This window comes from Streptomyces sp. NPDC001401, assembly GCF_042895385.1.
Lineage (GTDB): Bacteria > Actinomycetota > Actinomycetes > Streptomycetales > Streptomycetaceae > Streptomyces.
In genome coordinates, this window is record NZ_JBIAWI010000029.1 from 23,816 (window position 1) to 47,995 (window position 24,180).

The 24,180-nt window shown below is 71.0% G+C and carries 23 protein-coding genes and 1 pseudogene; 16 read left to right on the forward strand and 8 right to left on the reverse strand.

Features of this window, described 5'->3' with window-relative positions; genetic code table 11:
* Window positions 1-48 precede the first annotated feature (48 nt).
* The 13 genes from ACFY10_RS51325 to hypE all read left to right on the forward strand — a co-directional run bounded on the left by ACFY10_RS51325 (window position 49) and on the right by hypE (window position 11,984).
* Window positions 49-1,833, forward strand: a complete 1,785-nt coding sequence (locus tag ACFY10_RS51325) for a nickel-dependent hydrogenase large subunit (RefSeq protein WP_390672318.1) — start codon at window positions 49-51, stop codon at window positions 1,831-1,833.
* Window positions 1,830-2,345: a hypothetical protein gene (locus ACFY10_RS51330; RefSeq protein WP_390672319.1), complete on the forward strand. Its 516-nt coding sequence runs from the start codon at window positions 1,830-1,832 to the stop codon at window positions 2,343-2,345. Before ACFY10_RS51325 ends, ACFY10_RS51330 begins: the two co-directional genes overlap by 4 nt.
* Window positions 2,342-2,983: a DUF5947 family protein gene (locus ACFY10_RS51335; RefSeq protein WP_390672320.1), complete on the forward strand. Its 642-nt coding sequence runs from the start codon at window positions 2,342-2,344 to the stop codon at window positions 2,981-2,983. The genes ACFY10_RS51330 and ACFY10_RS51335 overlap by 4 nt, the downstream gene beginning before the upstream one ends.
* Complete coding sequence (locus ACFY10_RS51340) at window positions 2,980-3,669, forward strand: DUF6084 family protein (protein ID WP_390672321.1); 690 nt, start codon at window positions 2,980-2,982, stop codon at window positions 3,667-3,669. Before ACFY10_RS51335 ends, ACFY10_RS51340 begins: the two co-directional genes overlap by 4 nt.
* A complete protein-coding gene (locus tag ACFY10_RS51345; RefSeq protein ID WP_390672322.1) occupies window positions 3,666-5,096 on the forward strand; it encodes a hypothetical protein in 1,431 nt (476 codons plus the stop codon). Before ACFY10_RS51340 ends, ACFY10_RS51345 begins: the two co-directional genes overlap by 4 nt.
* Window positions 5,093-5,644, forward strand: coding sequence for a hydrogenase maturation protease (locus ACFY10_RS51350; protein ID WP_390672323.1), 552 nt, complete (start codon window positions 5,093-5,095; stop codon window positions 5,642-5,644). Before ACFY10_RS51345 ends, ACFY10_RS51350 begins: the two co-directional genes overlap by 4 nt.
* A gap of 11 nt (window positions 5,645-5,655) precedes the next feature.
* Window positions 5,656-5,760: a DUF6893 family small protein gene (locus ACFY10_RS51355; protein ID WP_390672324.1), complete on the forward strand. Its 105-nt coding sequence runs from the start codon at window positions 5,656-5,658 to the stop codon at window positions 5,758-5,760.
* A gap of 145 nt (window positions 5,761-5,905) precedes the next feature.
* Entirely contained in the window at window positions 5,906-6,304 is a 399-nt protein-coding gene (hypA, locus tag ACFY10_RS51360) for a hydrogenase maturation nickel metallochaperone HypA (protein ID WP_390672325.1), read from the forward strand.
* 3 nt (window positions 6,305-6,307) lie between these two features.
* Window positions 6,308-7,063, forward strand: a complete 756-nt coding sequence (hypB, locus tag ACFY10_RS51365; protein WP_390672326.1) for a hydrogenase nickel incorporation protein HypB — start codon at window positions 6,308-6,310, stop codon at window positions 7,061-7,063.
* A complete protein-coding gene (hypF, locus tag ACFY10_RS51370) occupies window positions 7,060-9,450 on the forward strand; it encodes a carbamoyltransferase HypF (RefSeq protein WP_390672327.1) in 2,391 nt (796 codons plus the stop codon). The genes hypB and hypF overlap by 4 nt, the downstream gene beginning before the upstream one ends.
* Window positions 9,451-9,482: 32 nt before the next feature.
* Window positions 9,483-9,785 (forward strand): HypC/HybG/HupF family hydrogenase formation chaperone, encoded by a 303-nt coding sequence (locus tag ACFY10_RS51375; RefSeq protein ID WP_390672328.1) that lies wholly within the window; start codon window positions 9,483-9,485, stop codon window positions 9,783-9,785.
* On the forward strand, window positions 9,785-10,912 hold the full coding sequence (gene hypD, locus ACFY10_RS51380) for a hydrogenase formation protein HypD (protein WP_390672329.1): 1,128 nt from the start codon (window positions 9,785-9,787) through the stop codon (window positions 10,910-10,912). The genes ACFY10_RS51375 and hypD overlap by 1 nt, the downstream gene beginning before the upstream one ends.
* On the forward strand, window positions 10,905-11,984 hold the full coding sequence (gene hypE, locus ACFY10_RS51385; RefSeq protein WP_390672330.1) for a hydrogenase expression/formation protein HypE: 1,080 nt from the start codon (window positions 10,905-10,907) through the stop codon (window positions 11,982-11,984). Before hypD ends, hypE begins: the two co-directional genes overlap by 8 nt.
* Window positions 11,985-12,135: 151 nt before the next feature.
* Here the strand turns inward: hypE and ACFY10_RS51390 are convergent, their stop codons facing one another.
* Both ACFY10_RS51390 and ACFY10_RS51395 read right to left on the reverse strand, forming a co-directional pair.
* On the reverse strand, window positions 12,136-12,672 hold the full coding sequence (locus ACFY10_RS51390) for a hypothetical protein (RefSeq protein ID WP_390672331.1): 537 nt from the start codon (window positions 12,670-12,672) through the stop codon (window positions 12,136-12,138).
* A gap of 253 nt (window positions 12,673-12,925) precedes the next feature.
* A complete protein-coding gene (locus ACFY10_RS51395; RefSeq protein WP_390672332.1) occupies window positions 12,926-14,140 on the reverse strand; it encodes a carbohydrate-binding protein in 1,215 nt (404 codons plus the stop codon).
* 180 nt (window positions 14,141-14,320) lie between these two features.
* On the opposite strand from ACFY10_RS51395, the gene ACFY10_RS51400 reads away from it, so the two are divergent.
* Both ACFY10_RS51400 and ACFY10_RS51405 read left to right on the forward strand, forming a co-directional pair.
* Window positions 14,321-16,033: a hypothetical protein gene (locus tag ACFY10_RS51400; RefSeq protein WP_390672333.1), complete on the forward strand. Its 1,713-nt coding sequence runs from the start codon at window positions 14,321-14,323 to the stop codon at window positions 16,031-16,033.
* Window positions 16,034-16,095: 62 nt separating this feature from the next.
* A pseudogene (locus ACFY10_RS51405) lies at window positions 16,096-16,395 on the forward strand (hypothetical protein); the annotation flags it as partial.
* On the opposite strand, the gene ACFY10_RS51410 reads toward ACFY10_RS51405, so the two are convergent.
* From ACFY10_RS51410 to ACFY10_RS51430, 5 genes are read right to left on the reverse strand one after another with little or no spacing between them, the layout of a single operon-like run.
* Window positions 16,286-17,137 carry a dioxygenase gene (locus ACFY10_RS51410; protein WP_390672334.1) on the reverse strand — a complete coding sequence of 284 codons (852 nt, stop codon included), beginning with the start codon at window positions 17,135-17,137 and terminating at the stop codon, window positions 16,286-16,288. The pseudogene ACFY10_RS51405 and the gene ACFY10_RS51410 overlap by 110 nt on opposite strands.
* Window positions 17,130-18,257, reverse strand: a complete 1,128-nt coding sequence (locus tag ACFY10_RS51415) for a maleylacetate reductase (RefSeq protein WP_390672335.1) — start codon at window positions 18,255-18,257, stop codon at window positions 17,130-17,132. The genes ACFY10_RS51410 and ACFY10_RS51415 overlap by 8 nt, the downstream gene beginning before the upstream one ends.
* Window positions 18,254-19,549 (reverse strand): MFS transporter, encoded by a 1,296-nt coding sequence (locus ACFY10_RS51420; protein WP_390672336.1) that lies wholly within the window; start codon window positions 19,547-19,549, stop codon window positions 18,254-18,256. Before ACFY10_RS51420 ends, ACFY10_RS51415 begins: the two co-directional genes overlap by 4 nt.
* The gene (locus ACFY10_RS51425) at window positions 19,546-21,096 is read right to left on the reverse strand and encodes a bifunctional 3-(3-hydroxy-phenyl)propionate/3-hydroxycinnamic acid hydroxylase (protein ID WP_390672337.1); all 1,551 of its coding nucleotides are present in this window, start codon (window positions 21,094-21,096) and stop codon (window positions 19,546-19,548) included. The genes ACFY10_RS51420 and ACFY10_RS51425 overlap by 4 nt, the downstream gene beginning before the upstream one ends.
* 16 nt (window positions 21,097-21,112) lie before the next feature.
* On the reverse strand, window positions 21,113-22,099 hold the full coding sequence (locus ACFY10_RS51430) for an amidohydrolase family protein (RefSeq protein ID WP_390672338.1): 987 nt from the start codon (window positions 22,097-22,099) through the stop codon (window positions 21,113-21,115).
* Between the two features lie 340 nt (window positions 22,100-22,439).
* Between ACFY10_RS51430 and ACFY10_RS51435 the strand changes: the two genes are divergently transcribed.
* Window positions 22,440-23,222, forward strand: coding sequence for an IclR family transcriptional regulator (locus tag ACFY10_RS51435; RefSeq protein WP_390672339.1), 783 nt, complete (start codon window positions 22,440-22,442; stop codon window positions 23,220-23,222).
* Between the two features lie 26 nt (window positions 23,223-23,248).
* On the opposite strand, the gene ACFY10_RS51440 is transcribed toward ACFY10_RS51435, so the two are convergent.
* Complete coding sequence (locus ACFY10_RS51440) at window positions 23,249-24,058, reverse strand: PaaX family transcriptional regulator C-terminal domain-containing protein (protein WP_390672340.1); 810 nt, start codon at window positions 24,056-24,058, stop codon at window positions 23,249-23,251.
* Window positions 24,059-24,180: the final 122 nt, after the last annotated feature.

Below are 24,180 nucleotides of genomic sequence, written 5' to 3' on the forward strand. Positions count from 1 at the left end.
CATTCCCCCCACATGATCCGACCGCGCAACGAAGGGCACGACACACAGATGGCACCGAAGACGAAGGCGGCCGGCGACGGCAGCGGCCTGGTGGAGATGGCCTGGGACCCGATCACCCGGATCGTGGGCAGCCTGGGCATCCACACGAAGATCGACTTCAAGCAGAAGCGGGTCGCGGAGTGCTACAGCACCTCGTCGGTCTTCCGTGGCTACAGCGTCTTCATGCGCGGCAAGGACCCCCGCGACGCCCACTTCATCACCAGCCGCATCTGCGGCATCTGCGGGGACAACCACGCCACCTGCTCGGTGTACACGCAGAACATGGCGTACGGCGTGAAGCCCCCGCACCTCGGCGAGTGGATCATCAACCTCGGCGAGTCCGCCGAGTACATGTTCGACCACAACATCTTCCAGGAGAACCTGGTCGGGGTCGACTACTGCGAGAAGATGGTCAAGGAGACCAACCCCGGCGTCCTCGAACTCGCCGAGCGCACCGAGGCCCCGCACGCCGCGGAGCACGGCTACCGCACGATCGCCGACATCATGCGCTCGCTCAACCCCCTGGAGGGCGAGTTCTACCGCGAGGCCCTCCAGGTCAGCCGCTACACGCGCGAGATGTTCTGCCTGATGGAGGGCCGCCATGTGCACCCCTCCACGCTCTACCCGGGCGGCGTCGGAACCATCGCCTCCGTGCAGCTCTTCACGGACTACCTCAGCCGCCTGATGCGCTACGTGGAGTTCATGAAGCGCGTCGTGCCCCTCCACGACGACCTGTTCGACTTCTTCTACGAGGCGCTGCCCGGGTACGAGGAAGTAGGCCGCCGGCGTGTCCTGCTCGGCTGCTGGGGCGCGCTCAACGACCCCGAGTACTGCGACTTCACCTACGCCAACATGACCGACTGGGGCCGGCGCATGTTCGTCACGCCCGGTGTCATCGTCGACGGCAAGCTCGTCACCAACGACCTCACCGAGATCAACCTCGGCATCCGCATCCTGCTGGGCAGCTCCTACTACGAGGACTGGCAGGGCCAGGAGCAGTTCGTCACCCACGATCCGCTCGGCAATCCGGTGGACGCGCGCCACCCGTGGAACCAGCACACCATCCCCACCCCGCAGAAGCGGAACTTCGACGACAAGTACAGCTGGGTCATGTCCCCGCGCTGGTTCGACGGCAAGGACCACCTCGCCCTGGACACCGGCGGCGGTCCCATCGCCCGCCTGTGGTCGACCGCCCTGTCCGGTCTCGTCGACATCGGGTACGTCAAGGCCACCGGCCAGAGCGTGGTCATCAACCTGCCGCGCACCATGACCAAGCCGGAGACCACCTTCGAGTGGAAGATCCCGAAGTGGTCCAACGCGCTGGAGCGCAACCGCGCCCGCACCTACTTCCAGGCGTACTCCGCCGCCGTCGCTCTGCACTTCGCGGAGAAGGGCCTGGAGGAGGTCCGCGCCGGACGCACCCAGACCTGGGAGAAGTTCGAGGTTCCGGACGAGAGCATCGGCGTCGGCTTCACCGAGGCGGTCCGCGGTGTCCTCTCCCACCACATGGTGATCCGCGACGGCAAGATCGCCAACTACCACCCGTACCCGCCGACCCCCTGGAACGCCAGCGTCCGGGACACCTACGGCACGCCAGGCCCCTACGAGGACGCCGTGCAGAACACGCCCATCTTCGAGGAGAACCCCCCGGAGAACTTCAAGGGCATCGACATCATGCGCGCCGTCCGCAGCTTCGACCCCTGTCTGCCCTGCGGCGTGCACATGTACGTCGGCGGCGGCAAGACGGTGAAGTCGATGCACGTGCCCACCGGCCTGAGCGGACTGGGCGGATGAGCGCGGCCATCTCGGCGGAGCAGACCGGGCGCCGTGTCGAGGAAGTCCTCGACAGGCTGGCCGCGAGTGGCGACACGGCCGCCGCCGCGGCAGAGGAACTCGTCCGCTCCCTCATGGAGTTCTACGGTGCCGGCCTCGCCCGCATCCTCCACCTGCTGTCCGGCGCGCCCGGCGAAGCGGCGGCACGCCTGCTGGGCGACGACCTGGTCGCGAGCCTGCTCGTCCTGCACGACCTGCACCCCGAGGACCGCGACGCCCGCATTGCCCGCGCCCTCGACGGTGTCCGGGAACACACCCTGGACGTCGTGGGCTTCGACGAGGAGAGCGGCACCCTGACCCTGCGGGCCCGGGAGGCCGGCGGGTGCGGTTGCGGCTCAGGCACGGGTGCCCGGGAGGCCGCGGAGGCAGCGCTCGCCTGCTTCGCACCGGAGGTCAGGGCGGTCGACGTACAGGCCGCACCCGCGGGGCCCACGCTCCTCCAGATCGGCACGGCACCGACGGGGGCCCGATGACGGCGTCCTCGGCGACGCGCACGCCCGGCCTGCGGAGGTTCCTCACCGAGAAGCCTCCGCAGCCCGAACGGTGCGAGCTGTGCGCCGTGACGGTGGAGACGGGCCACCGTCATCTCGTCGACACCGAGAAGCGCGCCCTCGTCTGCGCCTGCGCCCCCTGCGCGCTGCTGATGGAGCAGCCGGGCGCCGCCGCGGGCCGCTTCCGCACGGTGCCGGCCCGCTATCTCACCGACCCCGGACACCGCCTCGACGAGAGCGTGTGGGAGGCGTTGCAGATCCCGGTCGGCGTCGCCTTTCTCTTCCGCAACGCGGCGCTCGACCGGCTGGTCGCCCTCTACCCGAGCCCGGCCGGAGCCACCGAGAGTGAACTCGAACCGGCCACGTGGACGGACGTCCTCGGTGGCAGCCGCCTTGCCGGACTGCTCGAAGCCGATGTGGAGGCGCTGCTGCTGCGCCGCACCGACGGCGGCTGCGAGTGCCACCTCGTACCGATCGACATCTGCTACGAACTCGTCGGCCGAATGCGCCTGTTGTGGCAGGGCTTCGACGGCGGAGCCGAGGCCCGCGCGGCGCTGGACGCCTTCTTCGCGGACGTCTCGCGACGCGCCCGGCCCGTGGACGAGGCGGTGCGCCCGTGACCGAGTTCTCCTTCGCCTGCACCGGCGTGCGAGCCGACCGGTACGCCGCCGGACCGACCCTCGTCTTCCGGCTGCGTGTCACCGCCTCCGGTCACACCCCCGTGCACGCCCTCGCGCTGCGCTGCCAGATCCGCATCGAACCCGCCCGCCGCAGTTACGCAGCCGCCGAGGCCGACGGCCTCGCGGACCTCTTCGGTGAGCGCTCGCGCTGGGGCAGCACCCTGCAGCCGGTGCAGTTCGCCCAGGTCTCGCTGATGGTCCCCGGCTTCGTCGGAGCGACCGAGGCCGATCTCGCCGTGCCCTGCACATACGACATGGACATCGCCGCGACCCGCTACCTCGAAGCCCTCGCCGACGGCGAGGTCCCCCTGCTGATGCTCTTCTCCGGTACGGCGTTCACCGGAGACCGCGGCTTCCAGGTCGAGCCCGTCCCGTGGGACCGCGAGGCGGCCTTCCGGATGCCGGTCACCGTCTGGCGGGAGATGGTCGAGCAGCACTTCCCCGGCTGCGGCTGGATCCGGCTGCCCCGCGACACCATGGACGACCTCCTCGCCTACCGCTCCCGGCACGCGCTGCCCTCCTGGGAGGCGACCGTCCAGGCGCTGCTGGACATGGACGGTGCCGACCCGCCCGCGCACGACCCGCTGCGCGCCCTCACCGCCACCACCGGAAGGACCGATCCGTGACCGTGACCGCGTTTGCCCCCGAGACCGAGGAGCGCTTCGCCCTCGCCCGTCAGGTGGCCGACGCCGTCCTCTTCGAGGGCTATGTGCTCTACCCGTACCGCGCCTCGGCGGCCAAGAACCGGCTGCGCTGGCAGTTCGGCGTGCTCGTGCCGCCCGGCTGGGGCGCCGAGTGCGAGGAGCACGACTTCCAGCACACCGAATGCCTGATGGAACCGAAGGGGGGCGCGACCCTCTCGGTCGAGGTGCGCTTCCTGCACGCCCGACGGCGCAGGGTGCAGCGGGCCCGGCCGGACGGCGGCTACGACACGGTGCCCGAACTCCGCCTCGACGACCGGGTGTTGGTGCCCTGGGACGAGGGAAGCGAGGAGCGCGTCGAGATCGTCGTGCCGGTGGACGAGCTTCTCGGCGACGGCGTCACACATCCCTTCCGACTGCCCGCCCGCGAGGACACCGCACCGGTCCTGGACGCGGCCGGCCGAACCGTCGGCCGACTGGTGCGGCGGTGCGAGGAGATCAGCGGGACGGTCCGCCTGTCCGCCCGCGAACTCGACGGTCTCTACCGGGTGTTGCGGCTGACCGCCGTCGTCGAGAACACCAGCGACTGGACACCCCCCGAGGGCCGTGGCGCGGACCGGGACGCGGCGCTGCCGCGCTCCCTGGTGGCCACCCACATGCTCATGGCCCTCAGCGCCGGATCGTTCCTGTCGATGACCGATCCCCCCGAGTGGGCGAAGAGCGGGGTCGCCGCCTGCCGCAACCTGCACACCTGGCCCGTACTCGCCGGCGAACCCGGCCGCGCCGACCTCGTGCTGTCCTCGCCGATCATCCTGCAGGACCATCCCGCCATCGCGCCGGAGAGCCCCGGCGCGCTCTACGACGCCACCGAGATCGACGAGATCCTCGCGCTGCGCACGGCAGCCCTCACCGACGAGGAGAAACGCGAGGCCCGGGGCACCGACGAGCGGGCGGCCGCCGTGATCGAGCTGGCGGACTCGATGCCGCCCGAGGTCCTGGAGCGTCTGCACGGGGCGGTGCGGAGCCTGCGTGAGGTGACCGGCCCGGGCCCCACCGCATCGGACGGCGGCTTCCCCGACGAGTACGGGGTGCAGCGGCCGGACACCCCCTGGTGGGACCCCGCGAGCGACGCAGGCTTCGACCCGGCGCAGGACCGGGTGGTCGTGGACGGCCGGTCGGTGGGCAAGGGCAGCCGCGTCGAGCTGCACCCGGGCCTGCGGCGCACTGACGCTCAGGACATCTTCCTGCAGGGCCGCACCGCGAAGGTCGAGGCGGTGCTGCACGACGTCGACGGCGGGGTGCACCTGGCGGTCACGGTGGAGGGCGACCCAGGCGTCGACATCCGCCGCGAGCAGGGACGGTTCCTGTACTTCCAGCCCGACGAGGTCACACCGCTGGAGGACGACGCATGAACCTTCCCCCACTGGCAGGTCCGAGGACTCTCGTGGCGGGCATCGGCAACGTCTTCCTCGGAGACGACGGCTTCGGGGTGGAGACTGCACACCGGCTCGCCGAGCGCGAACTGCCCGCGCACGTCGAAGTCGTGGACATCGGCGTGCGCGGAGTACACCTCGCCTACCAGCTGCTGGACGGCTACGACACCCTCGTCCTCGTGGACGCCACGGCACGCGGCCAAGCCCCCGGCACGCTGTACGTGATCGAACACGACGTCGGCGGCGGGAGCCCCGCGTCCGGCGCCCCCGCGCTGGACGGCCATCGGATGACCCCCGACGCCGTCCTGGCGCTCCTGGGCACCCTCTGCGCCGGGACCGGAGCAGAGCCACCACGCCGCGTCCTGGTCGTGGGATGCGAACCGGCCGGGCTGGACGAGGGCATCGGCCTCAGCGCGCCGGTGTCCGACGCCGTGCCGGAGGCCGTCCGGCTGATCGAAGAACTGCTGCACAACGGCGAGCCGGGAGAGTCCGCGCCGCGGGCCGCGGCCGGTGGGATCTCGACATGAGGAGAGACGGGATGAAGAAGATCGTCATCGGCGGAGCGGCCCTCGCCGCCCTGGTCGCCGTCGTCGCCGAGTTGCTTCCCGACCTCCGGCGCTACCTGCGCATCCGGCGGATGTGAACCGTGGGCGCCACCCGGGTGTGCCGTGCGGTTGCGTCGAACGGCGTACCTCCGAGGCCGGTGACGGCGTGCCGGGCCGTGCGACCAGGGCGCGCCCGCCTCTAATGAGGCCCGGCGGAGGCAGGCTGTGGAAGGACGGAGAGCCATGCACGAGATGTCCGTCGCGCTGGCCGTCGTCGACCAGGTGACAGAAGCCGCTACCCGGGCCAAAGACGTCACGGCGGTGCGATCGGTACGGCTCCAGGTGGGCGAACTGGCCGGCGTCGTGCCCGATTCGCTCGCCTTCTGCTTCGAACTGGCCTGCGCCGGAACCGTGCTGGAAGGCGCCGAACTCGTCACCGAAGCGGTCCCGGGACGGGCCCGCTGCACGCCCTGCGCCCACGAATGGGCCGTCGGCATGCCGCCCCGGCTGACCTGCCCCGCGTGCGGCGGCACGCACACCGACCTGCTCACGGGCCGGGAACTGCAGATCCTCGACGTGCACTGGGAGGACGGCGGCCCCACGCACGCGCCCACCCGCGAACCGATCTCCGAGGAGCGCTGAACCATGTGCCGTGTCGTCGACCTGCGGCAGGCCGTACTCGCGAAGAACGAGGCGTGCGCCCACGAACTGCGGGCGCACCTCGCGGCTCGAGGCACCGCGGTCGTCAACCTGCTGTCCAGTCCGGGCAGCGGCAAGACCGCGCTGCTGGAGCGCGAACTGCTGCGGGCACGGGAGCGGGCCGTTCCCGTCGCGGCGCTGAGCGCCGATCTGGCCACCGAGAACGACGCGGCCCGGCTGGCGCGTTCGGGCGTGCCTGTCAAGCAGGTACTCACCGACGGACTGTGCCATCTGGAAGCGGGCATGCTCGCCGGGCACCTGGACGGATGGCTGCCCGACGACACCCGGCTGCTGTTCGTGGAGAACGTCGGCAACCTGGTCTGCCCGGCCTCCTACGACCTGGGGGAGACGCTGAGAGTCACGCTCGCCTCGGTGACGGAGGGCGAGGACAAGCCCCTCAAGTACCCCACGGCCTTCGGCCTCGCCCACCTTGTGGTGGTCACCAAGACCGACATCGCAGAGGCCGTCGAGTTCGACGAGGCGGCGTTCCGCGCGAACGTGGAGCAGGTCAACCCCGGGGTCGAGGTGATGCTGACCTCGGCACGCCGGGGGCAGGGCGTCGGCGCGCTGCTGGACCGGGCGCTGGCCGCCGCGGACGGCGCACCCGTCCACGCGCCGGTCATGGCCCGGCAGCCGCACCACTACGGCCACACCCATGCGCACACGGAGGCCACCGGCACGATGGCCCACAGCCACTCGTGAGCGGCCCGCGGGTGACGGCCGCCGTCGCCGAGGACACTGTGCGGCGCCGCCGGGTCACCGTGCGGGGAGTGGTGCAGGGCGTGGGCTTCCGGCCCTACCTCTACGGCCTCGCCACCGAACTCGCCCTGGTGGGACACGTCACCAACACCCCGGAGGGCGTTGTCGTCGAGGTCGAGGGCAGCGCCTCGGCCGTGGCCCGGTTCTGCGACCGAATCGCCGCCCAGGCGCCCCCGCTCGCCCGCGTGGACTCCGTCCACCACCGGGACATGCCGCCCGCGGGCGGCAGCGCGTTCACCATCCTCACCTCCCGCACCGGTGGACCGGCCCGCACTCTTGTCTCCCCGGACACGGCCACCTGCGCCGACTGCCTCGCCGAACTGGCCGACCCGGCGGACCGGCGCCACCGCCACCCGTTCGTCAACTGCACCCACTGCGGCCCGCGGTTCACGATCGTCACCGGTGTGCCGTACGACCGGGCCCACACCACGATGGCCGGCTTCCCGATGTGCCCCGACTGCGCCCGGGAGTACGCGGATCCGGCCGACCGCCGCTTTCACGCGCAGCCCGTCGCCTGCCCCGCCTGCGGGCCACGGCTGCGGCTGGTCGTAGCCCAGGAATCGGGACTCGACGATGTCGGCGGGGCGGACCCGGTCACCGAGGCCCGCGCCCTCCTGGCGCGGGGCGCTATCCTCGCCGTGAAGGGCCTGGGCGGCTACCACCTGGCCTGCGATGCCACGGACCAGGCGGCGGTCGCCCTCCTGCGCCGCCGGAAGGCGCGCGGGGACAAGCCGTTCGCCGTCATGGCCAGGACCGCCGACGACGTCCGGCACCTCGTCCGGCTGAGCCCCGCGGAGCGGAGCCTGCTCGAAGGCCGGGTCAGGCCGGTCGTCCTGATGAGGCGGCATCCGCACCCCTCGTACGCCGCCGGAGACCCGCGGCCCGCCGAGGCGGTCGCGCCCGGCAGCCCCGACCTCGGCGTGATGCTGCCGTACACGCCGGTACACCATCTGCTGCTCGGCCTGCCCGGTGACCCGGACGGCCCCCGGCTGCTCGTCATGACCAGCGGCAACGTGTCCGGTGAGCCGATCGTCACCGACGACACCGAGGCATTGGCGCGGCTCGCGCACCTGGCCGACGCCTGGCTCACCCACGACCGGCCGATCCACGTCCCGTGCGACGACTCCGTGGTCCGTGTCTGCGACGGGGAGCCGCTGGTGATCCGCCGCTCACGTGGCTACGCCCCGTTGCCGGTCTCCCTCCCGTTGCCCGTGCGGCCGGCTCTCGCGGTGGGCGGAGACCTGAAGAACGCCTTCTGCCTGGGGGCGGGCCGCCGAGCCTGGCTGTCGGCGCACATCGGCGACATGGACGACATCGGCACACAGCGGGTCTTCGAGCGCGCGGCGACCCAGCTGGAGTCCATCACGGGGGTGCGGCCCGAGACCCTGGTCTCCGACCGGCATCCCGGCTACCGCTCCGCCGCATGGGCCGACCGGAACGCGGCGCACCGGCCCGTCGTGCGCGTCCAGCACCATCACGCGCACGTCGCCGCCGCCATGGCCGAGAACGGGCTGGACGGCACCCGGCCGGTGATCGGCGTCGCCTTCGACGGCACGGGCCACGGCGACGACGGTGCCGTGTGGGGCGGGGAGTTCCTGCTCGCGGACTACGACCGCTTCACCCGGTTCGGACATCTCGCGTATGTTCCACTGCCCGGTGGTGACGCCGCGGTGCGCCGGCCGTACCGCATGGCGCTGGCCCATCTGAGGGCGGCCGGGATCGACTGGTCCGACGACCTCGCCTGTACGGCCGCCTGCCCGCCCGATGAACTCCGCCTCCTGGAACGGCAGTTGGAGCGTGGCCTGAACTGTGTCCCCACGTCCAGCATGGGCCGGCTCTTCGACGCCGTGTCCTCGCTCGCCGGGGTGTGCCACCGCGCCGGATACGAGGCACAGGCCGCCGTCGAGCTGGAGGGCGCGGCGCTGCGCGCACCCGCCGCCGACACCACCGCGTACGCCTTCGCCCTGCACGCCTCGGAGGAGAACCGGGACGGCGCCGTACGGGCCGATCCGGCACCCGTACTCGCGGCGATCGTCGCCGACCTGCACGCGGGCGTCGAGCCGGCCCTCATCGCGGCTCGCTTCCACCGGAGCGTGACCGGCCTGGTGCACCGGATCTGCGTGCGGGCGCGAGAGCGGCACGGGCTGGACACGGTCGCCCTGACGGGGGGCGTGTTCGCCAACACGCTGCTCTCCTCGGCCTGTGCCGCCACCCTGCGCGAGGACGGCTTCACGGTCCTGCGGCACCACCTGGTGCCGCCCGGCGACGGCGGCCTGGCGCTGGGCCAGCTGATGGTGGCCGCCCGCGCCACTCCCACTCCCACCGACTGAGCGAACGCGCGACCCACAGCGAGGAGAGGCTCATGTGCCTGGCGGTACCCGGCAGAGTGCTGGACATCGAGGAAAGGGACGGCACCCGGATGGCCACCGTCGACTTCGGCGGCGTGGTCAAGGAGGTGTGCCTGGAGTACCTGCCCGACCTCCGGGTCGGCGAGTACGCCATCGTCCACGTCGGGTTCGCCCTGCAACGACTGGACGAGGAGTCGGCGCGGCAGACGCTCGAACTCTTCGCCGAACTCGGCATGCTGCAGGAGGAGTTCGGCGACGCCTGGGAGATGGCGGCGACGGAGGCGGGCGTCGACCCGATGGAAGAGGTGCGCAAGTAGTGAAGTACATCGACGAGTTCCAGGACCCGGAGCTGGCCCGCCGGCTCCTCGACGACATCCACGCCACTGTGACCAGGCCGTGGGCCCTGATGGAGGTGTGCGGCGGCCAGACGCACAGCATCATTCGCCATGGCATCGACCAACTCCTTCCGGACAAGCTCGAGTTGATCCACGGGCCGGGCTGTCCGGTGTGCGTGACCCCGCTGGAGGTCATCGACAAGGCACTGGAGATCGCCTCCCGACCGGAGGTGATCTTCTGCTCCTTCGGCGACATGCTGCGCGTGCCGGGCACCGGACGGGACCTGTTCCAGGTCCGCGGGGAAGGCGGTGACGTGCGTGTCGTCTACTCGCCCCTCGACGCGCTGCGGATCGCACAGCAGAACCCGGACCGCGAGGTGGTGTTCTTCGGCATCGGCTTCGAGACGACGGCACCCCCCAACGCCATGACGGTCCATCAGGCCCGGAAGCTGGGCATCCCGAACTTCAGCATGCTGGTGTCCCATGTCCGCGTACCGCCCGCCATCGAGGCGATCATGTCGTCGCCGAGCTGCCGTGTGCAGGGCTTCCTCGCGGCCGGCCATGTCTGCAGCGTGATGGGCATGGGGGAGTACCCGGAACTGGCGGAGCGCTTCCGGGTGCCGATCGTCGTGACGGGCTTCGAGCCCCTGGACATCCTCGAAGGCGTGCGCCGTACCGTCCGTCAGCTCGAACGCGGTGAGCACACCGTCGACAACGCCTACGCCCGTGCCGTACGCCCGGAAGGCAACCCGGCCGCCCGGGCCATGCTGGAGGACGTCTTCGAGGTCACCGACCGTGCCTGGCGCGGCATCGGGGTGATCCCGCAGAGCGGTTGGCGGCTGGCGCCGAGGTACCGCGCCTACGACGCCGAGCACCGCTTCTCCGTCGAGGGCATCCGCACGCAGGAACCGGCCGAGTGCCGCAGCGGAGAGGTCCTGCAGGGGCTGCTCAAGCCGCACGAGTGCGAGGCCTTCGGCACTCTGTGCACCCCTCGCACCCCCCTGGGAGCCACGATGGTCTCCAGCGAGGGCGCCTGCGCGGCGTACTACCTCTACCGGCGTCTGGACGTGCCCACCACCACGGACCGGGAGGCGAGCCCCGTTGTCTGACACCACCGACCTTCCCGCCCCGGCCCTCGACATCGAAGGGTGGACGTGCCCGGCGCCGGTGCGCGACCGGCCCCGCGTCGTCATGGGCCATGGCGGCGGCGGAGCCCTCTCCGCCGAACTGGTCCAGCAGATCTTCGCCCCCGCCTTCGGCGGCGAGGTCCTCGCCCAGCTGGGAGATGCCGCCGTCGTCTCCCTCGGCGGTGCCCGGCTGGCGTTCTCCACCGACTCCTACGTGGTGCGGCCGCTGTTCTTCCCCGGGGGGAGCATCGGCGATCTCGCGGTCAACGGGACGGTCAACGACCTCGCCATGAGTGGCGCCCGCGCCGCCTACCTCTCCTGTGGATTCATCCTGGAGGAGGGCGTCGAGCTCGACGTGGTCACGCGCGTGTCCGAGGCGCTGGGCGCGGCCGCGCGCACCGCCTGTGTGGAGGTGGCCACCGGCGACACCAAGGTGGTGGAGGCGGGCCACGGCGACGGGATCTTCATCAACACGGCGGGTATCGGTCTCGTCCCGGCCGGGGTCGATCTGCGTCCCCAGCGGGTCGTCCCCGGCGACGTCGTGATCGTCAGCGGCGCCATCGGTGTCCACGGCGTGGCGATCATGAGCGTGCGCGAGGGCCTGGAATTCGGAGTGGAGATCAAGAGCGACTGCGCGGCGCTCGGCGGGCTGGTCGACGTCATGCTCTCCGTCACTCCGGATCTGCACGTCCTGCGCGATCCCACCAGGGGCGGACTGGCGGCCTCGCTCAACGAGATCGCGGAGGCCTCCGGGACCGGGGTGGTCATCCGGGAACGCGACGTCCCGGTCCCGCCGGCCGTGGCCAACGCCTGCGCTATTCTCGGACTGGACCCCATGTACATCGCCAACGAGGGCAAGCTGGTGGCCTTCGTCCCGCGCGAGCACGCCGACGCCGTCCTGGAGGCGATGCGGGCCCATCCTCTGGGCGCGGACTCCGTGATCATCGGTGAGGCCGTCGAGGCACATCCGGGCATGGTCGTGGCCCGCACCGGACTGGGGGGAACGCGGGTGGTGGATCTGCCGATCGGGGAGCAACTACCACGGATCTGCTGACGGATGTGTCGCTCGTGGAGCAGCGGGCCGCCAAGACGTCGTTCGGGACCGTCAACCCGGTCGGTGCCCGGACGGCGGAGCCTGTGCCTGTGCCGCGTGAACCTTAAGGTCTGATCCATTCGGTCAAGAGGGTCGGCGGACGCAGGCGCCGTCACCACCCGTGGGTGAGCAGCTCGTTCAGGCGAGTGCCCTGTCCCCATCGGCTGAGCGAGGAGCCGTCGAGCAGGCAGGTCCTGCCCTGGCGCCGTGCCCAACGGATGTCGCGGTCTCCGAAAGTGCCGCGGTGGACGACCAGTTGAAGATGTGGCTCGGTGCCCCTGTGGTGCGGATGCGGCAAGTCCTCGTCGGGCAGCGGCTCGGCGACCGGCCGGAAGGCCACGTCGAGCTGACGGCCGCTGTCGTCCCGGGCGCACAGACGCGGCCGGTCCGGTGCAGGCAGCAACCGCACCCGCCACCCGTCCCGGCGCAGCATCCGGGCGACAGCCAACGCTAGTCCCTGTGTGTCGAGTTCGAGCAGTTCGCCGGGGCTGTAGTAGCCGAGACGGCGGCGTGCGGCCGGGCGTCGGTTCCTGACTCCGAGCGCGACGAGGAGGACAAGAAGAGCAACTCCCCCGAGGGGAGCGCCGACCCCGAGTGTGCGATACCCCACGGCCAGTACGGCGACCATCGCGCACGCCGTTGCAACCACTCCGGCGAGCGCCGGCCATACGTCGCGAAAACGGGGGCCGTGGCGTCCCTGGGCATGCAGGGACGCCACGGTGTGCCATCGCTGTGATCGTCGTGACGGAAAGGGGCTCGAAGTCCACCATCGGCGCGTCACAGTGCCGGCCCCCCAACGCAGTCCGCTTCGACCTATGCGCAGGGATACCCAGTGCGCGGAGGCCGGGCCGACCGAGGGAAGGGATCCGGCCACACGCGCTCTCGGCAGGGACGAGCCGGAGTCAGCAGACCCCCTCGTCCTGCCAGGGACCCCAGTCGGAGGCGGCCGGCGTCTCGTTCTGGGTCCACCACTTGGCCTTCCAGTTGTGCTTGTTGTACGAGACCTCGTCACCGGCGGTGTAGACGGCGCTCGAACTCCAGGCGGTCTTGCAGGCGGTCGGTGTCGGCGTGGGCGTCGGGGTGGGGGTGGGAGTCGACGACGGCGGAGTGGCGCCCGCGAACTTCACCGAGTACTTCGCGAAGTCCCAGGAGTTCTGCGCCACGCTGGAGCAAGTGCCGGACGTACGGCCGCCGTTGTCGGGCGGGGTGCACTGGCGGTCGCGGTTGAGGGACCAGAACGTGAAGCGGTCCATGTTGTGGCTGGTGGCGTAGTCCAGCACGGTCTGGAAGTCGGCCTGGGTGAACATCTCGCCGGTGTCGCTGCGCCCGTTCATCCCGGAGAAGCCCTCGTGCGCGTAGGCCGTCGCCTGGTCCCAGCCGAACGTCGACTGGAGGATGGAGTTGAAGTTGGTGAGCGCGCTCGTCTGCGAAGCCGCGCCGTTGAAGCCGCCGTCGAAGGGCATGATGGAGAAGTTGTTGGGGGTGAAGCCCTGCGACTTCGCCTCCAGCAGCATCTGCTTGCCGAACCAGCCGGTGCCGTCGGCCGTACCGGCCGTGGTGACGGAGACGTACAGGCCGGGGTTGTTCTGCTGCAGGATCTTCGCGGCGCCGATCTCGTTCTTGATCGCCGCGGTGTTCTCGTACTCCGGCTCCTCCAGGTCGAAGTCGATCGCGTGGAGGCCGTACTTGGTGATGACCTGCTGGTACGCGGCCGCCGTCGCCGCCGCGTCCGAGCACACCTGACCGAGCTTCGTGCCGCCGTACCCGCCGATGGATACGGACACGTCGCCGCCCTTGCCGCGGATCGTGTTGATGAGGGACTGGACGGCGGTGTCCGAGGAGACGGGGGCGGTGCCGCCCCAAGTGGGGGAGCAGCCACCGCCGTTGGGGGCGAGGACGAAGGCGAGCTGGAAGGCCTTGAGGCCGGTGGCGTCCATGATGGCGCCCGGGTCCGGCGGGTCGTTGTCGAGGGGCATCAGATAGGGGGCCGCCGCGTACCAGCGGTTGCTGAGCGCGGCGGTCGCGCCCGAGGCGTTGCCCGCGACCAGGGCTGTGGTTCCTGCGGCGGTGAGTCCGACGGCGGCGGCTGCGCCCAGACATGCACGAAGACGTCTCACGGTGTGCCTCCGATGGGGGTGGGGGAGTGCCCCAGCTTCCTGCTGGACCGTGACCGCGTCCATGCTTTGGACTAGACCAGACGGCTTTTTGGTCTAGACCATGCAATTCCTTTGCCTTGTACCTGTCAGATGCAGGGTGGGACTTGTGTGATATGGCCGGTGTGCGGTAATTCGTGAGTGGTGAACTACTACGACCTCGGCAGCCACGGGCGGCGCGTGACGACTTCGTCCTCCGAGGCGCAGGTGTGGTTCGACCGTGGACTGAACTGGACCTTCGCCTTCAACCACGAAGAGGCTGTGCGCTGTTTCGAGGCCGCCGCCGCGGCGGATCCCGACTGCGCCATGGCCGACTGGGGTGTGGCCTATGCGCTCGGCCCCAACTACAACAAGCCCTGGGAGTTCTTCGACGAACAGGATCTGGCCCGGACCGTGGAGCGCACCCACGCCGCGGTGGAGCGCGCGCACGCCAAGGCGGCCGGTTCCACACCGGTCGAGCAGGCGCTCGTCGACGCCCTGCGTGCCCGCTATCCGCAGGAGCGGGCCGCCGCCGTCGAGGAGTGCTCCGTGTGGAACACCGCCTTCGCCGACAGCATGCGGGCCGTCCACCGGCTGGCCCCCGACGACCTCGACGTGGCCACCCTGTACGCCGACGCCCTGATGAACCTCACTCCCTGGCAGCTGTGGGACATCCGCACCGGCAAACCGGCTCCGGGCTCGCGCACGAACGAGGCCAGGACGGTGCTCGAGCAGGCCCTTGCCACGGAGGCGGGCAGGCTCCACCCGGGCCTGCTGCACATGTACATCCACCTGATGGAGATGTCCCCGACTCCCGAGGTCGCCCTGCCGGCCGGTGACCGGCTGCGCGGTCTGATGCCGGACGCCGGACATCTGCAGCACATGCCGTCACATCTGGAAGTGCTCTGCGGCGACTACCGCCGTGTCGTCTCCGACAACACCACCGCGATCGAAGCCGACGAGAAGTTCCACGCCAGGGCCGGGGCGATGAACTTCTACACCCTGTACCGGTGCCACAACCTCCACTTCAAGATCTACGGCGCGATGTTCCTCGGCCGCTTCCGGGACGCGATCGACACGGTGCACCGGCTCGAGGCGGCCGTGCCCGAGGAGCTGTTGCGGGTGCAGAGCCCGCCCATGGCGGACTGGCTGGAGGGCTTCCTCGCGATGCGGGTGCACGTGCTCATCCGCTTCGGCCGCTGGGACGACATCCTCGCCCTTCCGTTGCCCGCCGACGCGCAGCTGTACTGCGTGAGCACGGCGATGCTGCACTACGCGCGCGGTGTCGCGTTCTCCGCCACGGGCCGGATCGACGAGGCCGAGGCCGAGCGCCGACTCTTCCACGAGGCGGTCGCCCGGGTCCCGGAGACCCGCATGCTGTTCAACAACACCTGCGCGGACATCCTGGCGATCGCTGCGGCGATGCTGGACGGAGAGCTGGACTACCGCAAGGGGAACCACGACGCCGCGTTCGCGGCACTGCGCCGGTCGATCGAGCTGGACGACGGCCTTCCGTACGACGAGCCGTGGGGCTGGATGCAGCCCACCCGGCACGCCTACGGAGCACTCCTGCTCGAACAGGGCCTGGTCGCGCAGGCCGAGGCCGTCTACCGCGCCGACCTGGGCCTCGACGGCACCCTGCCGCGCGCGCAGCAGCACCCCGCCAACGTCTGGGCCCTGCACGGCTTCCACGAGTGCCTCGTGCGGCTAGGCAGGCATGGCGAGGCGCAGATCGTGGCCCAGCAGCTGAAGATCGCGACGGCGACGGCGGACGTACCGATCGAGGCGTCCTGCTTCTGCCGGCTGGAGACCGCCTCGGCTTCCACGACGGGAGAGGCTTGCTGCGCCCGGGAGGACCGGGCACCGGGCGGCGACTGAACGGGGGCACCGACGAGCTCGCCCACGCAATGGATGCGGAGCTGGCTCCGACAGCCTCGTCCACCTGCTCCCTCTGCAGCTTCCTGTACGTGGACGCGTTGGCTCGCGCCGGGCGCGTCGACCTGGGCCGCTGCGCCTTCGACAAGATGCTCACGTACGCCAATCACGCCGGACTCTTCGCCGAGGAGATCGGCCCCACCGGCGAACAACTCGGCAACTTCCCACAGGCGTTCACCGCTGGGCCGCCAGGTCCTACTCCTTCCCGAGGACGATGTCGAATGTCGTCGAGGTCCACGGGCCTTCCAGCGGGCGGCCGTCCGGCGTCGGCGTTCCTGCCCGGTGACGGTCGAAGGGGCGGATGAGGGACTCCTTCACGCCGAACACCGAATCGCTGTCCAGCCAGGGGTCGCCCGCGACGAAGATGTGCGTGACGAGCGGGCGGAAGCCGGGCGCCGTCACCTTGAAGTGAAGGTGCGGTGCCCGCATCGGGGAGCGGCCGGCGTGGTGCAGGAGCCGCCCGACGGGGCCGTCGTCGGGGATCGGGTACGGCGTGGGCGTGAGCCCCCAGAACCGGCAGCCGCCCTCGCCATCGGTGAACAGGTGCGCGCGGCCGGCGAGGGCGCCGTCGTCGTACTGGACGTCGTACATCCCGTCGTCGTCGGCCTCCCAGACTTCGACACGAGCACCCGCGACCGGGTTGCCGTGGGTGTCCGTGACCCGTCCGGTGACCCACGACGGCTCTCCGGTCGCGCCGCCTGCGATGTCCCCGCCGAGTTCGATCCGGGGCGAGTCCTGGACGAAGAAGGGGCCGAGGACCGTGGACTGCGTCGACTCGCCGAGGCCCGGTTCGTTCACCGCGACGGTGAGCATGGAGATGCCGAGAACATCCGAGAGGAGGACGAACTCCTGGCGCGTGTCCGTCGTGATGTGACCTGCCGCGGTCAGGAACTCGATCGCCGCGCCCCACTCCTCGTCGGTGAGCCCGGTCTCGCGGACGAATGCGTGGGCGTGCCGTACGAGAGCCTGCATGAGTTCGCGGAACCTTTCGTCCTTCGCGGTGTCGAAGCTTGCGACGACCTTGTCGGTCAGCTCCTGTTCAGGCATCGGAGTGCTCTTCCGTGCGGAGGGCGGTGAGGGGAACCGGTACCGGGGTGTCCCCGCGGCATGCGCGCCCCAGGAGCTCGCGCATCTCGCCGCGGGTCACCTGGCGCGGGTTGGAGTCCGAAACCTGGGCGGCCATGACCAGGCCCGCAGCCCGGTCGAGTTCCTCCTCGGCGAGTCCCAACTCGGCCAGCGAACCCGGGGGTTCGAGGCTTGCGTACAGGGTGAGCAACGCGCCGAAGGGATCGGTCCGTACGTCGAGTGCCGCTGCGAGATGGCGTGCCGCCTCGGGCGCCGCGGGCAGGTTGAGGCCGACCACGTGCGGCAGCACCACCGAGTGCAGGGCGGCGTGTTCGAGGTCGTACGCTCCGCCGAGGACATGGCACACCTTGTGGTGCAGCCCGGAGCCGGCCCCGGCGAAGGCGACCGCCCCGAGGTAGGTGCCGAAGAGCATGTCGCGGCGGGCGGCGACGTCCTGGCCGTCCGCGACGATGCGCGGCAGCGAGGTGGCCAGCGAGCGGGCGCCCTCGACGGCCAGCGCGGAGCTGATGGGATTGCGCCGGGGCGCCCACCACGCGTCGACGCAGTGGGCGAGGGCGTTGAGCCCCGACGTCACCGACAGGCGGACCGGCAGCGACAGCATCAGCGTGGCGTCGTACACGACGACCCGGGGGAGCACCTTCGGGTCGACGCCGGTGCGCTTGTGGCCGTCCTCGGTCAGGCCCCAGACGGGCGTCGCCTCGGAGCCTGCGTATGTCGTGGGGACGGCGAGGATCGGCAGCCCGGTGGTGAGCGCCGCCGCCTTGGCGGTCCCCGTCGTCGACCCTCCGCCGACGCTCAGCAGCAGGTCGGCCGTGTGCTCGCGGGCCGCGGCCCGCACGGCCCGTGCCGCGTCGGCCGGCACATGCGGCCGGACACCGCCGAAGTACGCCACGACGGGCACGTCCGTGCAGATGTCCTCGGCCAGCGCCCGCTCCCGGTCGGCCGCGATCACCAGGACGCGGCCGGCGCCGAGCCCCGCGACCGCGTCCGCCACGTCCTGCCGTGCGGTGCCCGAGCCGAAGACGACGCGCTGGCCCCAGGACTCGTGGACGACCGGCGACGCGAAGTCCGCTGCGATCACGCCGTCACCGCCCGGGGGCGCGGTACGGCGCCCGCCGCGACCGCCCCGGCCAGGGCGGGGACGGCGAAGGCGTAGAACGCCCACTCGATGCCGGCGCCCGAGCTGAGGACGAACGCACCCAGGGACGGGCCGACGATCGCGCCGAAGCGGCCGATCGACAGCGCCCAGGCGAGTCCGTTGCCGCGCACGGCGTCCGGATACCTGGTCACGATGAACGCGTTGCCGAGGATCTGCGAACCGATGAACCCGAATCCGCTGATGAACATGAGCACGAACATCACGGGCGTCGGCGGGCGGGTGCTCATCGCGAGCAGGCTCAGGGTGCCGACGAGGAACGCGACGACCACGACGCGCTTGGCGCCGAGCGCGTCCGCGACACGTCCGCCGACGATGGCACCGGCGCCGACCCCCAGCCACATGGCCGCCGTCTGCAGCAGCGCCGACCCGAGGGAGAAGCCGGCGGCCTGCATGATGCTGGGCAGCCAGGTGCTGATGCCGAAGACGAGCAGCAGTCCGCAGAAGGACATGGCCCAGAAGAGGACGGTCGAGACGGCGAGGCCGCCGGTCAGCAGCGAGCCGAGGCCGAGCAGACGGCCCGGGTCCGATGCCGGCGTGGCGTCCGACGGGGCGAGGCCGAGCTGCTCCTCGATGGCCCTCGCCTCGGCCGCCCGGCCCGAACGGCTGAGGTGGAAGGGGCTCTCAGGGAGCCGCAGCACGAGCGGTACGGCCAGGAACACGGGCAGTACACCGATCACGTACAGCCAGCGGTACGAGACGTCGGGCAGCAGGGCGGTGCCGAGCAGCGGGGAGAGCAGGGCGCCGGCCGCGTAGCCGCTCATGATCAGGGCGACATTGCGGCTGCGTCGGCTCGGCCGGCTGAGGTCGGCGACGAAAGCGTTGATCGTCGGAAGGACGACACCCAGGCCCAGGCCGACGACAAGGCGTCCGGCGCCGAAGGACGGGACGCCGCTCGCGGCCGCGCAGACCGCCATGCCGACCGAGAACACGGCGGTGCCGGCGAGCAGGAGCCGACGCGGGCCGGTGCGGTGTACGAGGGCTCCGGCGAGGGCCGCGCCGATCAGCATCCCGATGCCGACGAGCGAGCCGATGGTGCCGGCCTCGGCCTTGTCGATGCCGAGGGAGGGGTCGCCCAGGACGGCGGGGACGGAGACGCCGTACACGGCGAGGTCGTAGCCCTCGAGGGACGCGACGACCCAGGCGGCGAGCAGCATGAACGTGCTCGCGGGCACTCTGCGGACGGCGTTCGGGCGTATGGCGGTGGGTGCGGTCATGGCCGGATCCCTTCTCCGACGGTGGCAGGAGCCTGTACCGGCTCGACTGCCGTGGCAAGTGTGGTGAGAAGTGACGGGACGTCCGATATGGAGCCCGTGGTGCCGAGGATGTAGAAGTCGGGCCGCCACAGCACGGCTGCGCAGCCGGTCTCGTCGAACCAGCGTCCGTAGACGCCGCCGACGTCGGTGATTCCCGCCGTGGTGAGGCGGCGGTCGGTGAGGTGGTGGACGGCGACGCCGAGCCCGGCGGCGAACTCCGTGGCCGAGGCGTCGAGCGAGGCGCCGGCACGGGCGTCGACGAGGAGGACGAAACCGCGGCCGAGAACTTCGTCGAAGAGTCCCTCGGTGCCGTGCGACTCCACCCGGCCCTGCGGCATCAGATGCCCCGCCTGCGGGGACTCGTCGCGCAGTCCAGGGCCGAGGCCCGGGAAGCGCATCTTCTCCGGGCGTCCGTCCGCCTCGCGCTGGGCGATCAGGCGGGCGTCGCGCTCGGCGGCGGCCACCGGGTCGCGCAGCGTCTGCACGCGCCCGAGTTCGATGCCCTTGGCGATGATGGCTCGCACATGCGGCTCGCGTTCGCTCTGGTACGTGTCGAGGAGCGCGTCGTCGGCGCCGAGCAGCACGGCGTCGAGCTTGAAGGCGAGGTTCTGCGCGTCGCGGATGCCCGAGCACATGCCCTGCCCGAGGAACGGCGGCATCTGGTGGGCCGCGTCCCCGGCGAGCAGGACCCGGTCGCTGCGCCAGCGGTCCGCGACGAGCGAGCGGAACGTGTAGGTGGCGACGCGGATCAACTCGGCCTGATCGCGGTCGACATGGGCGGCGACCCGTGCCCACACCCGGTCGGGCTCCCGCTCGAGGGGGAAGGACTCCGCCGAGTCGAGCATGAAACTGAACCGGTGGTGCCGGGGCCCCAACGAGATGATCGACACCGGCTGCTTCGGGTCGCACACCTGTCGGGCCTTGGGAATGTCCGCGGTACCGGTCAGGTGGAAGTCGCAGACCATCCACGGCTCGGAGAAGCCGTAGTCCTCCTGCCCGATGCCGAGCCAGGTGCGGGTGAAGCTGTTGCCGCCGTCGCAGGCCACGACGTACCGGGCCGAGACGACCGAGTCGTCCCCCTCGACCCGGATGTCCACGCCGTGATGCGTGTTCTCGAGTCCGGTGACCCGGGAGTCCATGCGGATCTCGACGTTGCCGAGACCGCGGACCACTCCGTCGAGGGCGTCCTCCAGGTAGGGCTGGTACATCATGTACCACTCGGCCCACCCCTGGCCGCCGACGGCGGCGAAGTCGTGCTCGATGAGGAGTTCGCCCGCGCCGTTGCGCCACTCGTAGGTGCGCTGGACGTGCACCGTGGGCAGCAGCTGCCGGGAGATGCCGATGCGGTCGAAGGTCCGCATCGTCTCGTCGTCGAAGATCGCGGCGCGCGGAAGGTTGTAGAGGGTGGGGTAGCGCTCCAGCACGACCACGTCATGGCCTGCCTGCCCGAGCAGCGCCGCGGTGACCATGCCCACGGGCCCGTACCCGATGACGGCGACGTCGTACACGTGCGTTCCCTTCCGCTCAGACGCCCGCGTACGCGGGCGCGGTGGCGAGACCGAGCAGCTTCTCGGCGTTCTGGTGGCCGATCTTGAGCCGGTCGGCGTCGCTGATCGGGGCGGTGCGCAGGAATTTCGTGGCCGTCTCGATGTCCTCGAAGGGGTAGTCGGTGCCGAAGAGGATGTGGTCGGCGCCCATCGAGAGCAGGGCCGTGAGCAGCGGGGCGGGGGAGCAGACGCCGCTGGTGGTGATGTAGAGGTTGTGCCGGATGTACTCCGAGGGGCGCCCGCGCTCGAGCTCGATGCCGTGGTGTGCGTGGAAGTCCCAGCGCGAGTCCATGCGCCACATCACGAAGGGCAGGCCCTCTCCCATGTGGCCGAGCAGCAGCTTGGCGTTCGGGAAGTCGTCGAAGACGCCGCCGAAGATCAGGCGCAGGACATGGGTGGCGGTGTCGATGCCCCAGCTCCACATCGGTCCGACGAGCTCGGGGTGCCCGGACAGCACATGCGCGGTGTCGACACCGTTGGCCGGGTGCAGATAGAGCGGTACGTCGAGGTGTGCGGCACGCTCCCAGACGACGCGCAGGGCGGGGTCGTCCAGGTACCTGCCGTGCGTGTGGGCGTTGACGAGGGCGCCGCGCAGGCCGAGTTCGGTCACCGCCCGTTCCAGTTCGTCGGCCGCGGCCTTCGGGTCCTGCAGGGGCAGGGCGCCGAAGCCGGAGAAGCGGTCGGGGTGCTCGGCGATGACGCCGGCGAGGAAGTCGTTGACCGTCGCCGCCTGGTATGCGGCGGCCGCCGGGTCCTTCTCCGCCTGGATACCGGGGGAGTTGAGCGAGAGGACCTGCATGTCCAGGCCGGCGGCGTCCATGTCGTCGAGGCGCTCCTCGGTGAGGTCGAGGAGCCGTCGGGAGGCCTCGGCCCACGCCCGGGGCTGGGCGATGGACGCGGTCGACGCGCCATGGCCCACCAGGTCGGGGGTCACGAAGTGTTCTTCGAGGCCGATCAGCTTCATTGCGGAGTTCTCCTCGGGTGATCTGGTACGCCGACCTCGTTGTGCTGCCGAGGTCTTGCACGCAGGCGGGGTACGGCGGCGCCCGGCTCGGCGTGAGTGGCCGGGGCGGATGCGATGCGCGGGTGTGTGCGCCGAAGGACGAGCGGCTCGGGCGGCTGCGAAAGGGCCGCCGGTTGCGGCGGGCCGCCTGGGGGGAGGTGACCGCCACCGCTCTCGCAGTTCACCAGAACGTAATGCGTTCTGCAATAGTGAATACAAGATCTGTTTGGCGAACGCAGGCCGCACGCGCCGCGCCGATAGGCTGAACGCGTTCATCCACCTGCAGGGAGAGGGCTGCGCTGTGACCACGACCGACCCCAGGGAGAACGGGGAGCGTCAGGGCATCCAGTCCGTCGAGACCGCGATGCGGGTCCTGCTGGCGCTGGAGAGCGGCGGCGGAGCGCTGAGTCTGTCGGCGATCGCCCAGGCCAGCGGCATGCAGCCCAGCAAGGTCCACCGCTACCTCGTCAGCCTCGGCCGCATCGGACTGACCTCGCAGGATCCCGCGTCCGGGCTCTACGACTTCGGGGCCGCGATGCGTCGCCTGGGCGCCGAGGCGCTGCGCCGCACCAACGAGGTGGCGGTGGCGAGCGGCCACGCGATGCAGCTGCGCGACCGCACGGGCCATTCCGTGAACCTCGCGGTGTGGGGCGACCGCGGCCCGATCGTGGTGAGCTGGGCGTACGGCACCCGCCCGCTGCCCCTGACCGTGCGCGTCGGAGCCACGCTTCCGCTGCTCACCTCATCGGTCGGCCAGGTCTTCCTCGCCCACCTGCCCGAGAGCCTCACCGGCGAGGTGCTGGGCGGAGAGCTGCGCGGCAAGGAGAGCGACTGGACGAGCGAGCGCCTGGCGGCCACCCGCACCCAGGTCCGCAAGGAGGGGCATGCCGTGACGCACAGCGGCGTCATCCCGGGCATCATCTCCGTCGCCGCACCCGTATTCGCGGCGAACGACCCGCTGCCGCTCGCCGTCTCCGTCGTCCTGCCCGAGAGCCTCGGCACGCCGGACCACCTGGCCGAGGTGACCCGCGAACTCCACAGCACGGTGGCCGCGGCCTCGCACGAGCTGGGGCACCTGGCCTAGGGGCTTGCGGAAGTGGCGCCTGCCCTCTATGCGACGGGACGCGGGCCGGCCACCTCGTCGTAGTAGCCCTCGGCCGACGGGCCGAGGATCTCGTGGGCCTCCAGGAACATCTCGTGCGCCTCGTGACCCACCCAGCCCGCCGGGAGCAGTTCGGTCGGCAGATCCGGATCGCGGAAGGGGAACTGGCGGTAGTCGTACGTCAGCCGCATGCGCTCCACCAGCGCCTCCTCGGGGCTCAGCGCGCCGGCCCGGTAGGACGGCATCCGGACGCGATACGTCCGCAGCAGCTCCCGGTAGTCCTCGTTGAGCGCGGCGAGGTCCCAGCTGCGCGCCGCCATCTCACGGTCGACGGGCAGCCCGCCGGACTGGCAGCGCAGCGTGTCCAGACGGACGGCCGGCTCGTCCGCGAACCTCTCCCGGACCTGCTGCAGCCGGTCGTGCGGGGAGACGTAGGTGGACGGCGCCAGCGGGCCGAAGCCCAGCCAGGCCAGCTCCTTGCGGATGTGGTCGCGTACGGCCCGCTCGGACTCGGGGACCGAGTAGATCACCATGTACCAGTGCCGGTCCCAGTCGGACGGCGCCCGGTCGAAGATCCGTGAGCGGCCCTCGTCGAGGAGCTGGAGGCTGCGCTTGTTGAGGGCGTAGAGCGTCTCCCGGCCCGCGCGCCGGACGTCGAACCAGCCCTCCTTGCGCAGGCGCGCCAGAACCACCCGCACCGTGCTCTCCCCGACACCGAAGCAGCCCATCAGTGTGCTGAGGGTGCGCAGCCGGGCGGCGCCACCGCGGTAGCGGATGTAGTCGCCGAACAGGTCGAAGACGATCGATCGAGGCTTCACGGAACCGACTATGTCACACGGACGGCCGTCGCGAGGATGACCGATCAGGCCGAGTAAACCCCTGAGGTGCAGAGATTCTAGGGAGCAGATGGCGACGAGAAAGCGCAACAAATTATTGACGC